Annotated in this window: 14 protein-coding genes; 8 read left to right on the forward strand and 6 right to left on the reverse strand. The window is 61.2% G+C overall.

Annotated elements, in window-relative coordinates:
- Positions 1 to 1,282: YadA family autotransporter adhesin (locus tag GCT19_RS33175; protein WP_193727476.1), on the forward strand; the 1,282-nt coding region annotated here is incomplete at its 5' end.
- A gap of 559 nt (positions 1,283 to 1,841) precedes the next feature.
- On the forward strand, positions 1,842 to 4,058 hold the full coding sequence (locus GCT19_RS33180; protein WP_152854297.1) for a beta-glucosidase family protein: 2,217 nt from the start codon (positions 1,842 to 1,844) through the stop codon (positions 4,056 to 4,058).
- A gap of 60 nt (positions 4,059 to 4,118) precedes the next feature.
- Here GCT19_RS33180 and GCT19_RS33185 read toward each other — a convergent pair whose 3' ends face one another.
- Both GCT19_RS33185 and GCT19_RS33190 read right to left on the reverse strand, forming a co-directional pair.
- Positions 4,119 to 5,441: a metal-dependent hydrolase family protein gene (locus tag GCT19_RS33185; RefSeq protein ID WP_152854317.1), complete on the reverse strand. Its 1,323-nt coding sequence runs from the start codon at positions 5,439 to 5,441 to the stop codon at positions 4,119 to 4,121.
- A gap of 368 nt (positions 5,442 to 5,809) precedes the next feature.
- Complete coding sequence (locus tag GCT19_RS33190) at positions 5,810 to 6,199, reverse strand: hypothetical protein (RefSeq protein ID WP_026228645.1); 390 nt, start codon at positions 6,197 to 6,199, stop codon at positions 5,810 to 5,812.
- Positions 6,200 to 6,261: 62 nt separating this feature from the next.
- On the opposite strand from GCT19_RS33190, the gene GCT19_RS33195 reads away from it, so the two are divergent.
- The gene (locus GCT19_RS33195; RefSeq protein WP_152854298.1) at positions 6,262 to 6,465 is read left to right on the forward strand and encodes a hypothetical protein; all 204 of its coding nucleotides are present in this window, start codon (positions 6,262 to 6,264) and stop codon (positions 6,463 to 6,465) included.
- Positions 6,466 to 6,502: 37 nt separating this feature from the next.
- Here GCT19_RS33195 and GCT19_RS33200 read toward each other — a convergent pair whose 3' ends face one another.
- From GCT19_RS33200 to GCT19_RS42960, 3 genes are all read right to left on the reverse strand, one after another.
- On the reverse strand, positions 6,503 to 7,042 hold the full coding sequence (locus GCT19_RS33200) for a thioredoxin family protein (RefSeq protein ID WP_026228644.1): 540 nt from the start codon (positions 7,040 to 7,042) through the stop codon (positions 6,503 to 6,505).
- Between the two features lies 1 nt (position 7,043).
- Positions 7,044 to 7,760 (reverse strand): cytochrome c biogenesis CcdA family protein, encoded by a 717-nt coding sequence (locus GCT19_RS33205; RefSeq protein ID WP_013092532.1) that lies wholly within the window; start codon positions 7,758 to 7,760, stop codon positions 7,044 to 7,046.
- A gap of 168 nt (positions 7,761 to 7,928) precedes the next feature.
- Positions 7,929 to 8,084, reverse strand: coding sequence for a hypothetical protein (locus GCT19_RS42960; protein WP_193727477.1), 156 nt, complete (start codon positions 8,082 to 8,084; stop codon positions 7,929 to 7,931).
- Positions 8,085 to 8,308: 224 nt separating this feature from the next.
- Between GCT19_RS42960 and GCT19_RS33210 the strand changes: the two genes are divergently transcribed.
- The 4 genes from GCT19_RS33210 to GCT19_RS33225 all read left to right on the forward strand — a co-directional run bounded on the left by GCT19_RS33210 (position 8,309) and on the right by GCT19_RS33225 (position 11,340).
- Entirely contained in the window at positions 8,309 to 9,352 is a 1,044-nt protein-coding gene (locus tag GCT19_RS33210) for an alpha/beta fold hydrolase (RefSeq protein ID WP_152854299.1), read from the forward strand.
- Between the two features lie 379 nt (positions 9,353 to 9,731).
- Positions 9,732 to 10,079, forward strand: a complete 348-nt coding sequence (locus tag GCT19_RS33215; protein ID WP_018435204.1) for a DUF4148 domain-containing protein — start codon at positions 9,732 to 9,734, stop codon at positions 10,077 to 10,079.
- A 40-nt stretch (positions 10,080 to 10,119) separates the two neighbouring features.
- The gene (locus GCT19_RS33220) at positions 10,120 to 10,464 is read left to right on the forward strand and encodes a DUF4148 domain-containing protein (protein WP_018435203.1); all 345 of its coding nucleotides are present in this window, start codon (positions 10,120 to 10,122) and stop codon (positions 10,462 to 10,464) included.
- 87 nt (positions 10,465 to 10,551) lie between these two features.
- Positions 10,552 to 11,340 carry an alpha/beta fold hydrolase gene (locus GCT19_RS33225; protein WP_018435202.1) on the forward strand — a complete coding sequence of 263 codons (789 nt, stop codon included), beginning with the start codon at positions 10,552 to 10,554 and terminating at the stop codon, positions 11,338 to 11,340.
- A 23-nt stretch (positions 11,341 to 11,363) separates the two neighbouring features.
- Here GCT19_RS33225 and GCT19_RS33230 read toward each other — a convergent pair whose 3' ends face one another.
- Positions 11,364 to 11,837 (reverse strand): Lrp/AsnC family transcriptional regulator, encoded by a 474-nt coding sequence (locus GCT19_RS33230; protein ID WP_013092527.1) that lies wholly within the window; start codon positions 11,835 to 11,837, stop codon positions 11,364 to 11,366.
- 336 nt (positions 11,838 to 12,173) lie between these two features.
- On the opposite strand from GCT19_RS33230, the gene GCT19_RS33235 reads away from it, so the two are divergent.
- The gene (locus GCT19_RS33235; protein WP_152854300.1) at positions 12,174 to 12,803 is read left to right on the forward strand and encodes a LysE family translocator; all 630 of its coding nucleotides are present in this window, start codon (positions 12,174 to 12,176) and stop codon (positions 12,801 to 12,803) included.
- Positions 12,804 to 12,863 lie beyond the last annotated feature (60 nt).

Consider the following 12,863-nt stretch of genomic DNA (forward strand, 5'->3'; position numbering starts at 1 on the left):
AGCGAAGGACATGGACGGCACCGTGGTGAACGTGGCGGGCGCGGCGGGTAACCGCACGGTGACGGGCGTGGCGAATGGCGCAGTGAACGCATCGAGCGTGGATGCGATCAACGGCAGCCAGCTGTACGGCGCGGCATCGAGCACGGCCGAGGCACTGGGCGGCGGTTCGACCGTGAACGCAGACGGTACGCTCAGCGCACCGAGCTACAGCGTAGGCGGCACGACGGTGCATAGCGTGGGCGATGCCGTCACGAACATCGACGGTCGCACCACGCAGAACACGGAGGACATCACGAAGTTGCAGACCCAGGTGGGCGATGTCGGCGCGCAACTGTCCGGCGTAGTGCAGTACGACCGTAAAGCTGACGGCTCGGTGAACCTCGGTGCCGTGACGCTGGGTGGAAGCCAGAGCGCGGGTCCGGTGATCCTGACCAATGTTGCCAACGGCTCGAGCCAGTACGACGCGGTGAACTACGGCCAGTTGTCCGCGTTGCAGAACCAGGTAACGGACCTGAACGGCCAGGTGTGGAATCTCGGCAGCCAGATGTCGAACCTCCAGCCGGGCAACTCGGTCGCCGAGGCAAAGGATGCTTCGCCTTCGGGTGCCGGCAACGATGTGGTGGTCAATGCCGCTACGCCGGGTACCGGCGCGGGCAGCACGACGGCCGGAGCAGGCGCGGCAGCGTCGGGCAACTACGCCACGGTGATTGGCGCGAGCGCCAACGCAGCAGCGGACAACGCGGTGGCAGTCGGTGCCAGCGCGGCTGCCACCGGCGCCAACTCGACGGCGATCGGTACGGGCTCGCATGCTGCCAATGCGAACTCGGTGGCGTTGGGTCAGGGTTCGGTGACGGATCGCGACAACTCGGTGTCGGTGGGTTCGGCCACGCAGCAGCGTCAGATCACCAACGTTGCAGCGGGTACGGCGGACACGGACGCGGTCAATGTCGGTCAGATGAACAGCTCGGTTGCGCAGGGCGTGCAGCAGGCCAACAACTACACCGACATGCGGTTCAACGACTTGAACAGCACGATCGACAGTATCGCGAAGAAGTCATATTCCGGCTCGGCAGCGGCGATCGCCACGGCCAATCTGCCCCAGGCTCCTGCCGCGGGCAAGAGCATCGTAGCCGTCGCAGGCGGAACGTATGCAGGCCAATCCGCAGTTGCCGTCGGTTTGTCGACGTTCACGCGTAACGGCAAATGGATCATCAAGGCTTCGGGCTCGACCACCACCGCGGGTTCGTTCGCCGTCGGCGCCGGCGCGGGTTTCGTCTTCTAAACTGGAGAACGGCACACGGATAGACTAACGAAAGAAGCGGAACCGGGCGGGATGTGCGAACATCCTGCCCGTTTTTTTTGGGGGCTTCTCAACGGGATTTCAATGATTACGTGGTGCGTCGTTATGTAATCAATACGAGTCCGCTCGAGCAATTCCAGGCCGAGGCATTTGCAAGGATGCGGATTCCGCCCGGCGACAAATGCGGCGGCCAACATCAGGAATATTTTTCTCCGTCCGAATTCCCAATAAAGTCCGGAAAGAAATTGCCGGCGCGCTATTCAACTTAATTCATCAACTTTCAATTGGATTATGTAAGAAAAAGCCTTACGCCCCATTACGCATAAAATTACACGTATTAGTAGAATTACTGATGCTGTAGTCAGACTACATTCTTACATTACTCACCACGGAGAGTCGCTACAGCCCATCAAGTTGCGCCGATTCTTCTTCCAGCAGGCAAACGTTTGCAGTCATCGCTGCATGCCTGTTTTCGCGTCCGCTTTCCACCCACTCGACGCGCTCCGTTGTCCCAGAAGAGCACAATTTCGGAGAGACACCTATGCAGAAGAAACTATGGCCGGCCGTCGCGATAGCGGCGGCCGTGAGCGCCGCTGCGCACGCGGAAATGCCCCCTCCTGGTCTCGACTTCGCGCCCATGTCGACAGTGCTGAATGCGTTCGCGTCGGCGGCCGCGCATCGGCGCGCGGAAACGCTCGTCAACAAGATGACGATCGACGAAAAGCTGCAGTTCATTCATTCGGAGTACGCGATGTCCGCCGTGCCGGGCGGCGGCGCGGGCTACATTCAAGGTGTGCCGCGTCTCGGCATTCCCGACCTGAACATGGTCGACTCCGCCACGGGTTCGGGCAGCACCAACCAGCCATCGACGACCTTCCCGGCCACGCTCGCGGTGGCGGCGAGCTGGGACCGCGCGCTGTCGTGGAACTTCGGCAAGCAGATCGCGATCCAGTTGCGTCAGCAGGGCTTCGGCATGGGGCTCGGCGGTGGCACCAACCTCGCGCGTGAGCCGCGCGGTGGCCGGCTCTTCGAGTATCTCGGCGAAGATCCGGTGCTTGCCGGCGAGATGCTCGCCGAGCGCACCGACGGCACGCAAAGCCAGAAGGTCATCGCGACGATCAAGCACTACATGGGCAACGAGCAGGAACACAACCGCGGCGGCGGCAACAGCCAGATCGACGAGCGCACGATGCGCGAGCTCTATCTGCTGCCGTTCGAAATCGCCGCGCGCCGCGCGCAGCCCGGCAGCGTGATGTGCAGCTACAACGAGGTGAACGGCACCTATGCCTGCGAGAACTCGCACATTCTCAACGACGTGCTGAAGAACGACTGGCACTTCGAAGGTCAGGTGCAGTCGGACTGGGGCGCGGCGCATAGCACGGCAGCGGCGATCAATGCCGGTCTCGACGAGGAAGAAGACGTCGGTTCGACCGTCTATCTGACGCCCACGCTGGTCAAGCAGGCGATTGCGAACGGCTCGGTGTCGACCGCGCGCCTCGACGACATGGTCGAGCGCAAGCTGTACGTGATGATCCGCACGGGCGTGATGGACGATCCGCCGAAGGGTGGCGCGACCATCGACTTCTCGGCCGCGAGAGCCTTCACCCAGTCGGTCGAAGAGCAGTCGATGGTATTGCTGAAGAACGCCAGCAACCAGCTGCCGCTCTCCGCCGGTTCGCTGTCGCGGATCGCGGTGATCGGCGGTCACGCCGACGCGGCGGTGCTGACGGGCGGCGGTTCCGGCAACACGCGCGATCCGGTGACGGGTGCGTTCGCCGGTTGCGGCGGCTTGACGTTCGGCACGTCGACGGGCTGCAGTTGGTGGACCAACCCGTGGCTGAAGCTGAACACGCCGATCGTGTCGGCGATCAAGGCGCTGGCGCCGCAGGCTACGGTGACCTTCGCCGGCAACAGCGGTCAGCAGTCGCCGTTTGCCGCCTATACGCAGCAGCAAATCACCCAGGCTGCAACGCTGGCGGCCAATTCCGATGTTGCGATCGTCGTGGTCGCGCAACCGGCCGGCGAGGACATCGGCGATCTGCCGAGCCTGGGCCTCGCGAATCCGACCAACCAGGATGCACTGGTCGAAGCGGTTGCGGCGGCCAATCCGCATACGATCGTCGTCGTCGAAAGCGGCAACCCGGTGCTGATGCCGTGGAAGGACAGCGTGTCGGCGATCGTCGAAGCATGGTATCCGGGTGAAGGCGGCGGCAACGCGATTGCGAACGTGCTGTTCGGCAAGGTCAATCCTTCCGGCAAGCTGCCCGTCACGTTCCCGATGCGCGACCAGGATACGCCGACGTGGGGCACGAATGGCGCGTTTGCGGCGAACCCGGTGTACTCCGAGAAGCTCGATATGGGCTATCGCTGGTACGACTCGCAGAACATCACGCCGATGTTCGAGTTCGGCTATGGCCTGTCGTACACGCACTTCGCATACTCGGGTCTATCGGTTCAGCATCTGCCGGGCGGTCTGATCGACGTGTCGTTCAACGTGCGCAACGATGGTCGCGTCGCCGGTGCGGAAGTGCCGCAGGTGTACCTCGGTGTGCCGTATCAGGGCGAGCCGCCGCGGCGTCTCGTCGGCTGGGACAAGGTTGGTCTGAACCCGGGCGAATCGCGTCGCGTGCACGTGGTCGTGACGCAGCGGATGCAGAGCGTGTGGGATACCACGAGCAACCGTTGGCGCTATGTGCCGGGCAGCTCGGTATACGTCGGCGCATCGTCGCGCGACATCCGTCTGCAGGGGCACGGCTAAATCGTGTGACGGTGTAGCGAGCGCGGGCGCGCGAAGTTGCGCGCCCGCTTGTATTACCGATTACGCTTTCAGCGTGTTCTTGTAGAACTTTCCATCCTTCATCACGATCCGCAGGTTCTGCTCCGGGTTCGCGATCAGGTCGAGGTTCTCGAGCGGATTGCCATCGACGAGCAGCAGATCGGCGTATGCGCCTTCTTCGAGTACGCCGAGCTTGCGCGGATACGGATTGCGGTGCCCGGACAGCGTCAGTAGTTGGCCATTGGTGCCCGTTGCCATGGTCAATGCCTCGGCTCCGCTGTACCAACGCTTCATATGCGTGAGCATCCTGCCTTGGCCCGCGGCCACGGTCTGCGAAAAGATCAGGTCCGTGCCGAATGCAACCTTGATGCCATGCTTGCGCGCGAGTTTGAAAGCGCGATCGGTGCCCGCGATCACCTCAAGAAATTTCTCGCGACTCTGTGGGGCGAGCGGGCCCACGTCGTCTTCGTTGACGAACGGCTGCGTGCTCAACCACGTGCCGTTCTTCGCCATCAACGCCGCGGTCTTGTCGTCCATCAGATGACCGTGCTCGATGCACTGCACGCCTGCCGTAACGGAGCGCTGAACCGCTTCGGGCGTGTACGCATGCGAGAGGACATAGGTACCCCAGTCGGCCGCTGTTTCGACGGCCGCGCGCAACTGCTTTTCGGTAAAGGTGAGCATGTCGAGCGGACTGCGCGGCGTCGATACGCCACCGGAGCCGACCAGCTTGACCTGCGTCGCGCCCTGGATGAACTGCTCGCGCACGCGCAAGCGGATTTCGTCTTCAGTGTCGGCGATCGCGAAGCCACCGTCCCGTTCCATTTGGGTGACCTGGCTGCTGGTGCGCGGCATTTCGCTCAGTGCGCGAAAATCGCCGTGACCTCCGGTGGTCGTGATCATCGCGCCAGACGGATAGATGCGCGGTCCGGAAATCATGCCGCTATCGATCGCCTGCTTCAGCGCGAATGACGGGCCGCCCGCGTCGCGGATCGTCGTGAAGCCGCGCAGTAGCGTGCGTTCGGCTTCAGCGCTTGCCGCAAGATGGACGAATGCAATGTCGGATTGAAGGATGACCTGAACCGGCACCGCCGCGAGCAGTGCATGCCAGTGCATGTCGATCATGCCGGGCATCATCACCTTGCCATTGCAATCGATGAGCGTTTTGCCGTCGCTCGAAGCCGGTTGCCCTCGACCCAACTGGCTGATGCTGTCACCCTCGACAACCATATAGAGGCCGTCGCGCAACGTCGACGATTTGCCATCGAACAATCGGAAGTTCGTGAACAGCACCGGCTTCGCGGGCGGTGCTGGCGGCTGTGTGGTTTGAGCATTGCTGAGACCGGGCAGTACCAGACTCAGCATCGAGGCGGCGAGACCAGTGACAAAGCCGCGGCGCGACAGGTCGGCACTAATACGGCGGTTCGCAAATTGCACTTGAGACTTGTCACAAAGACATGACGAAGATGGACTGACTGTTCTATTGCCAAGGTACTTTCCTGAAGGCATAGCTCACCCCGTTACGTGGATCACTGTGCATCGAAAGCCGCCGTCTGACTACAGTTCACAATTGGCGACGTGAGAGTCAAGCCAGCACAGAGTATCTGCTGCGAACCATGATGGCAAATGCAGGCGCGGTGTGCGGAAATGATCGGTCGAACTAAGGCCGCGATGCGACGAGCGGGCTTGGCGAGGCCGGCCCGCCTAACGGGTGGATGTGCATTTTTCGAGCATCAATGCCGGCGCTGAAATTCCCAATTGTCCGAACCGGACCGACAGAATCGCGGAGTGAGATGCATCGTTTGCCCTCTCGCACTGAGGTCGATCGCCGCGACCCGGCACGTTCGCGTCTCTTCCTTGACCGTGTGGGACGGCGTGATCGTCGCGTGGACATGGGGTCTGTTGCGCGTCGCGTCGTTTGTCCAGTTGAGTGTCTCGCCATCCTGCTTCGTATCGAGTGCCTGGTTCACCGCGGACTGGATCGATGCAATGTCCGCTTGCCGCATGAGACTGATCGGCGTATCGCTCAGGAATCCAAGGTTGATGGCCGCGTGAGCGCCCATTGTTCCCAGTACGAGAAAGCTACCAATAACCACTTTGTACAGCCGCGACGGTACTGACATGGGTTGGTTCTCCCGAGAAGAGATCATGCGGAGATTGATGGGCCGGAAGGACAATAACGGCAATGACAGCCGATAGTACCACTGGAAAAGTCTTCACGAATACGCTCGTGCAGCCCGGGCGCGAAAGGTCCCTTTACACCTTGAAAGAGTCGCCAGCAGCGAATCTGGAGCAGGTATTCGCGGTCGAAAAGAAGCCGTCTGATCCGAACGGTTCGGGTCAGGCGGGGCTTGCGCGATCGCGGCTAGCGTCGCTCGATACGGTCTGATCGCTGGAGATCAGCGTCATCGCGACGGAATGCGTGGTCAGTTCTTCTGCGCGAGCAGCGCCTGAATCCTGGCTTCGGTCTGCGCATAGTCGCCTTCCCCAAAGTGCGTGTAGACGATATGACCTTGCTTGTCGATCAGATAGAACGCCGGCCAGTACTGGTTGTTATAAGCATTCCAGGTCGCGTACTGGTTGTCTTGCGCAACCGGATAGGTGATGCCGAGCCGTTTGATCGCAGTCTTCACATTGCCGGTGTCGCGTTCGAACGGATATTCGGGCGTATGCACGCCGATCACGGTGAGGCCCTGATCCTTGTACTTCTGATTCCAGCTTTTCACGTAAGGCAGCGTGTTGGCGCAATTGATGCAGCTATAGGTCCAGAAGTCGACGAGTACCACCTTGCCGCGCAATTGCTGCAATTTGAGCGGCTCGCTATTGAGCCATTGCGTGATGCCTGTGAGCTCGGGTGCGGGTGGCCCGCTTTCCTGCGGTGCGGCGATCGCGGCCGTACTCGCGGCGATCAACGCGCAGGCGGCAAACGCGGTGGACAGTGCGAAGGTTTTCAATCGGGTAGTCATGTCAAAGTCCTTTGAGTGAGGGAAAAAGGCCGGCGAGCCGCGCGTACAGCAGCACGTCGTACTGCAAATAGATGGCGAGTGCGGTCAGCATCACCAGTACGCCGAATACCTGTTGCAGGCGCTCTGCGTGACGTGAGACGACACGTACATGACGCGTTACGTAATGTCCGCCGTAGATGATCGCGAGCATTGGAATCGCCGCGCCGATCGCATACAGCGTGAGCAGCAGCGCCGACCAGCCGAGATCCTGAGCCTTCACGACGAGCACGAGAATCGACGCGAGCACGGGGCCGGCGCAGGGCGTCCATACCGCGCCGAGCGACATGCCGAGCACGAAGCCGCCCGCGTTGCCGCTGCCCGGTTGCGTGCCCGGCGCCATGGCCGCGCCGATCCGATCGAGCGGTCCTTGCAGTTGCGCGACGAGCCAGTCATAGGGGCGCGGCCAGATACGCAGAAGTCCGGACAGTGCGAGCAACGCGATGCCGGTATTGCGCAGCACCTGTTGCGCGACGTGCACGGTGCTCGACACCGCGCCCAATAGCAGCGCAAAAGACGCGAAAGTCAGAATGAAGCCGGCAACGATGAACAGTGGCCGCGTGCGGCTCGGTCGTTCGACGGACGTGCCGAGCAGGATCGGCATCACCGGCAGCACGCAGGGAGAGGCAATCGTCAGCAGCCCGGCGAGCAGGGCGAGCGGAGTTTCGAGGGTACTGTGCATGATGGGCGTTCCGTTGGCTGGAGTGACCGTATTGGAACGCCCGGGCGTATCTGGTTTATGTCGGGGATCAGGCGCGCTTGCAATGTTGTGTGTCTGCGCACGGCGCGGATACATTGCGACACAAATGGGCTGTCGAGCCGATGCCCGCTGCGGTGCAGGAGCGCGTGATCAGCGCATCCTGCGCTTGCGCAGCGCGGTTCCCGTGACGGCAGCGATTCTATTTGCGCCGGACGTTGAGAACATCGGCATACGCTCCTGGCTTCTCAGCAACAACACGACCGGCTTCGTTGAATGGCGAAGGCGATGCTGATTGATCTCGGGCATGTGACCAGTCGATGGTTCGTGCGTTGCCCCCAAAGCAACGATCTGTGAACTTAGTTGCTCTTGCTGATGACAGCGTGTGCTGCCACTATTCATCTCAAGCGGTGTTCGATTCGTTTCATCCCATTGCCATTGAAGTCCGCTGTGATCGCATGCGGCTGCGCGATATCGCGCGCGAGCGAACCCGATCAATTCCGTATCAAAGCCTTGCTTGAAGGAGAACAACCATGTCGGATCAGATCAATAGCCGTCGCCGCCGTTTTCTCGGAACGGCGGTTGCGGGTATCAGCCTGCTCGAATTGGGACTGAGCGGGCTCGCGCATGCGCAATCGGCCGATACGGCCGGCAATGCGAAGGCAGGCGCGCGCGTGGCGTCGTTCGAGAACATTCGCTCGATCAATGCAGGCACGCTGAGCATCAGCTACGCGGAAGCGGGCCCGCAGAACGGACCGGTGGTCATTCTTCTGCACGGCTGGCCGTACGACATCTACAGCTTCGCCGAAGTAACGCCGTTGCTGACGGCGGCCGGTTATCGCGTGATCGTGCCTTATCTGCGCGGCTACGGCGGCACGCGTTTTCTGTCGGCGGATACGCCGCGCAACGGTCAACAGGCAGTGGTCGCGGTCGACATCATCAACCTGATGGACGCGCTGAAAATCGACAAGGCCGTGCTCGGTGGCTTCGACTGGGGCGCGCGCACGGTGAACATCGTCGCCGCGTTGTGGCCGCAACGCGTGAAGGCGATGGTGTCGGTGAGCGGCTATCTGATCGGCAGCCAGGAGGCTAACCGTGCGCCATTGCCGCCGCAGGCCGAGCTCGCGTGGTGGTATCAGTTCTATTTCGCCACCGAGCGTGGCCGTGCCGGTTATGAAGCGAACCGTCATGACTTCAACAAGCTGATCTGGCATACCGCCTCGCCGAAATGGAATTTCGACGACGCCACCTTCGAACGCTCCGCCGAATCGTTCAACAACCCGGACCACGTTGCAGTGGTGATTCACAACTACCGCTGGCGTCTGGGACTCGCGCAGGGTGAGTCGCAATACGACGAACTCGAAAAGCGCCTTGCCACCGGACCAACGATCGCGGTGCCCACCATCACGCTCGAAGGCGATGCGAACGGCGCCGCGCATCCCGAGCCCGCTGCATACGCGAAGAAGTTTACCGGCAAGTATCAGCACCGCAACATCAGCGGCGGCATCGGCCACAACTTGCCGCAGGAAGCACCGAAAGCTTTCGCGGATGCGATTCTCGACGTCACGCGCCTTTGATCGAGCCGGCGTTCGCCGGCTTCTCTCTTCTGAACGGAACCCCAGCAGCCGAACGCATGGCTGCTGGGGTTTTTTCATGGGTGGACCATCTGCAGCACACCTGAAACTCGCACGATGCATGCGACGCCGGCCCCGCGCCGCATGTTCGGAAGCGGGGTTTTGTATCGCAATGTATCAACGGCGTACGCAGACAAACACGCTTGCAGAAATGGGGGGTGACGAAAACATTGCAGATACGTTGGGGCGTTCTAATGTCTTCACGCAAGGTTGATTCACAACGTTGCGTGTGAATCAGGTGGGGCATCACAGTGTATCTGGTTGATGGCTTTGTGTCCCGCTCAATCCTTATCCCTGATGGTTTGATACCCGGAGAAGACTCATGAAACTCGTTCAATCGCTGATCGTCGCTGCACTCGTCGCTGCTCCTGTCGTTTCGTTCGCACAATCGCAACCGCAACAGGCGCTCACTCGTGCTGAAGTTCGCGCGCAGGTGGTCCAGTTGCAGAAGGCCGGCTATAGCCCGGCTAGTGACAACGCGCAATACCCGCAGAACATCGAGGCAGCAGAAGCGCGTGTCACCGCGGGCAACGACGCTACCGCTTACGGCGGTGTCGAGAATGGAAGCTCGGCTTCCGGCTCGCATGTGCCGATGAAGCATGCGGCCGCGCATGGCGCCAACGACGGCTCGAACGTCGTCGGCCTTGGCTCGATCTACGCGCACTCCTGATTCGTTGATCCCTGAATGTTCTGATACCCGGAGAAGACTCATGAAACTCGTTCAATCGCTGCTCGTCGCCGCACTCGTTGCTGTTCCCGTTGTTTCGTTTGCGCAATCGCAACCGCAACACGCGCTCACTCGTGCTGAAGTTCGCGCGGAGCTGGTTCAATTGCAAAAGGCCGGCTACAACCCGGCCAGCGACAACACCCAGTACCCGCAGAACATCGAGGCGGCCGAGGCGCGCATCAACGCGGGCCATGACGCAGCCGCCTACGGTGGCGTCGCGAACGGCAGTTCGGCTTCGGGCTCGCACGTGCCGATGAAGCATGCGTCGGATGGCGTGTATGACGGCTCCAACGTCGTCGGCCTCGGTCCCATCTACGCGCATTCGTGATCGATGCAAACGAGCAAGGCGTCCGCGCGCACCGATTCATGTCGACGCGCGGACGCCTTGTTTAACCCACCTGACGAGATAAAAACGATGACCACGCTGCTGAAAAAAATTCTCGGTTCCGTTCTGTTGCTGGGCGGACTGTTCGCATTGCAGGCCACGGAGTTCGCGCAGGCTGCGCCGTCCGATGACCTGAAAGGCAAGAACGTCGTGCTCGTACATGGCGCTTTCGCTGACGGGTCCAGCTGGGACAAAGTGATCCCGTTGCTCGAAGCGCGCGGCCTGCATGTAGTGGCCGTGCAGAATCCACTGAGTTCGCTCGCCGACGACGTGGCGGCCACCCGGCGCGTGATCGCGCAGCAGAACGGGCCTGTGATTCTGGTCGGCCATTCATGGGGCGGCGTGGTGGTCAGCGAGGCCGGCAACGACGACAAGGTGAAGAGCCTCGTATACGTCGCGGCATTTGCGCCGGACAACAGCCAGTCCATCGCCGACATCACGAAAGACAAACCCGCTCCGGTCTGGGCTAGCGAGTTGCGCAAGGACTCGGCCGGCTATCTGACGCTATCGACCCACGCGGTGCTCGACGACTTCGCGCAGGATCTGCCGCTGCCGCAGAAACGCCTGATCGCGGCGACCCAGCAGCCGTGGGCCGCCGGCTGTATCGACGACAAGGTGACGAACGCCGCTTGGCATGACAAGCCGTCGTACTTCGTGGTGTCGGGCCGCGACCGCATGATCGATCCTGCCTTGCAACTGGAGATGGCGAAGCACATCGACGCGACGATCACGCGTGTCGACACCAGCCATGTTGCGATGCTGAGCCAGCCGCAAGCGGTGGCCGACGCGATCATCGCCGCGTCGCGGGCTGCGCATTGAAGCGCGCGCAGTCTGATTGCCAATCAGATTGCAATCGACGGAATGCTCTTCATGCAGCGTAGCGCGAACATCGAGCGGCTATGGCGAATGCCTGCGATCTTGTAGAGCTTTTCTCGCAGGAAGCGTTCGTAGCCAGCGGTGCCGTCTACCGCGACCTTGACCAGGTAGTCGTAATCGCCGGACACCAGGTACGCTTCGAGCACTTCGCTGAGCGTGGCGAGCTCGGCGCCGAAGCGCGCGAGCGCGTCTTCGTCGTGGCGGTCCAGCGTGACTTCGAGCAGCACGACGTCCGCGAAACCGAGCTTTTGCTGATCGAGCAAGGCAACATAGCCGCGGATATACCCTTCGTTTTCGAGCTGCCGCGTGCGATTCCAGCACGCGGTGGTCGACATGCCGACCAGTTCGGCAAGATCCGCATTACTGAGCCGGGCGTTCTTCTGGAGCTCGCGCATGATCTTGCGATCGAGGGCGTCGAGCGGGCGGTTTCGGGTGTTCATCAACGATATGGGAAGAATATTTTGTAAAACCGCATTGTAAGTGAAGATCGTTCTGAATTGGCGACATCGGCTGACGAGTTTCAGAAGCCTATCCAGCGGGGCTCGCGGTATATTTTCAGCATGCATTCATGCCCGGGACAACCGCCCGGATCGCAGGCCTCGCGCCGGCGATCCTCCGTGGCCACAAGCCGCTTTTTCGGTGTCTCGCCGCCTTCACGGTAAGGCGGCACGCGGGCGAATTCCGGCGTTACCCACGCCGGAAGGCGCGCTCGCCGGGCATGGACGCATGTCGCCGCATGTGTCTATCGCAGCTCTCTTTTGCCCGCAGATTCGCCGATGCCGATCCAGTTGTATGTTTCGTTTCTTCTCGCGTCCGCCGTACTCGTTTATTCGCCCGGCCCGGTCAATGTTCTTACGATGAGTCAGGCGCTCAGCGCCGGATGGCGCGCGGCATTGCCCTGCGTATGGGGTGGCACCTGCGCGGTATTGCTGCAACTCGCTTTTACCGCGTTGTGTCTGAACTCGCTATTGCTGATCGATGAGCGCGCGCTGATCGTGTTGCGCTGGGCCGGCGCGATTAATCTGGTTTATCTGGGCTTCAAACAATGGCGAAGCGGCACATTCGCGGCTTCGCCGCTTTTGTCCGATAGCGCCGGACAACGCGGTTTGTTTTGGCGCGGCTTCGCGACGTCGGGCCTGAATCCGAAAACGCTATTGTTCTTTCCGTCTTTCTTTCCGCAGTTCATCAGTACTTCGTCGAATGAAGCGCATTGGTCGGCCAACCATCAGTACCTTTTGCTGGCCAGTTCTTTTGCGCTGATATTCGCGTTGGGCGTCGCATCGACGGCAATCTTCTCGCATCGTCTGCGCACAGTTCTGCAGCGGCCGACGCAGCTGCGCATCGTGAACCGTCTGATGGGTAGCTTGCTGGTAGGGATGGGCGCGCTGATGGCGGCGGTACGCTGACTACGCAGCTAGTCGCATACCGCCGCCGCGGGAACAACGTCACCCTTATCGTCTGTACCG

Source organism: Paraburkholderia atlantica (assembly GCF_009362785.1).
In the GTDB taxonomy this organism is placed as follows: Bacteria; Pseudomonadota; Gammaproteobacteria; order Burkholderiales; family Burkholderiaceae; genus Paraburkholderia; species Paraburkholderia atlantica.

Bases quoted from the DNA above. Each gene is read 5' to 3' on its own strand.
- GCT19_RS33180 (WP_152854297.1), top strand. From the start codon at position 1,842: ATGCAGAAGAAACTATGGCCGGCCGTCGCGATAGCGGCGGCCGTGAGC.
- GCT19_RS33185 (WP_152854317.1), bottom strand. From the start codon at position 5,441: ATGCTGAGTCTGGTACTGCCCGGTCTCAGCAATGCTCAAACCACACAG.
- GCT19_RS33190 (WP_026228645.1), bottom strand. From the start codon at position 6,199: ATGTCAGTACCGTCGCGGCTGTACAAAGTGGTTATTGGTAGCTTTCTC.
- GCT19_RS33195 (WP_152854298.1), top strand. From the start codon at position 6,262: ATGACAGCCGATAGTACCACTGGAAAAGTCTTCACGAATACGCTCGTG.
- GCT19_RS33200 (WP_026228644.1), bottom strand. From the start codon at position 7,042: ATGACTACCCGATTGAAAACCTTCGCACTGTCCACCGCGTTTGCCGCC.
- GCT19_RS33205 (WP_013092532.1), bottom strand. From the start codon at position 7,760: ATGCACAGTACCCTCGAAACTCCGCTCGCCCTGCTCGCCGGGCTGCTG.
- GCT19_RS42960 (WP_193727477.1), bottom strand. From the start codon at position 8,084: ATGCCCGAGATCAATCAGCATCGCCTTCGCCATTCAACGAAGCCGGTC.
- GCT19_RS33210 (WP_152854299.1), top strand. From the start codon at position 8,309: ATGTCGGATCAGATCAATAGCCGTCGCCGCCGTTTTCTCGGAACGGCG.
- GCT19_RS33215 (WP_018435204.1), top strand. From the start codon at position 9,732: ATGAAACTCGTTCAATCGCTGATCGTCGCTGCACTCGTCGCTGCTCCT.
- GCT19_RS33220 (WP_018435203.1), top strand. From the start codon at position 10,120: ATGAAACTCGTTCAATCGCTGCTCGTCGCCGCACTCGTTGCTGTTCCC.
- GCT19_RS33225 (WP_018435202.1), top strand. From the start codon at position 10,552: ATGACCACGCTGCTGAAAAAAATTCTCGGTTCCGTTCTGTTGCTGGGC.
- GCT19_RS33230 (WP_013092527.1), bottom strand. From the start codon at position 11,837: ATGAACACCCGAAACCGCCCGCTCGACGCCCTCGATCGCAAGATCATG.
- GCT19_RS33235 (WP_152854300.1), top strand. From the start codon at position 12,174: ATGCCGATCCAGTTGTATGTTTCGTTTCTTCTCGCGTCCGCCGTACTC.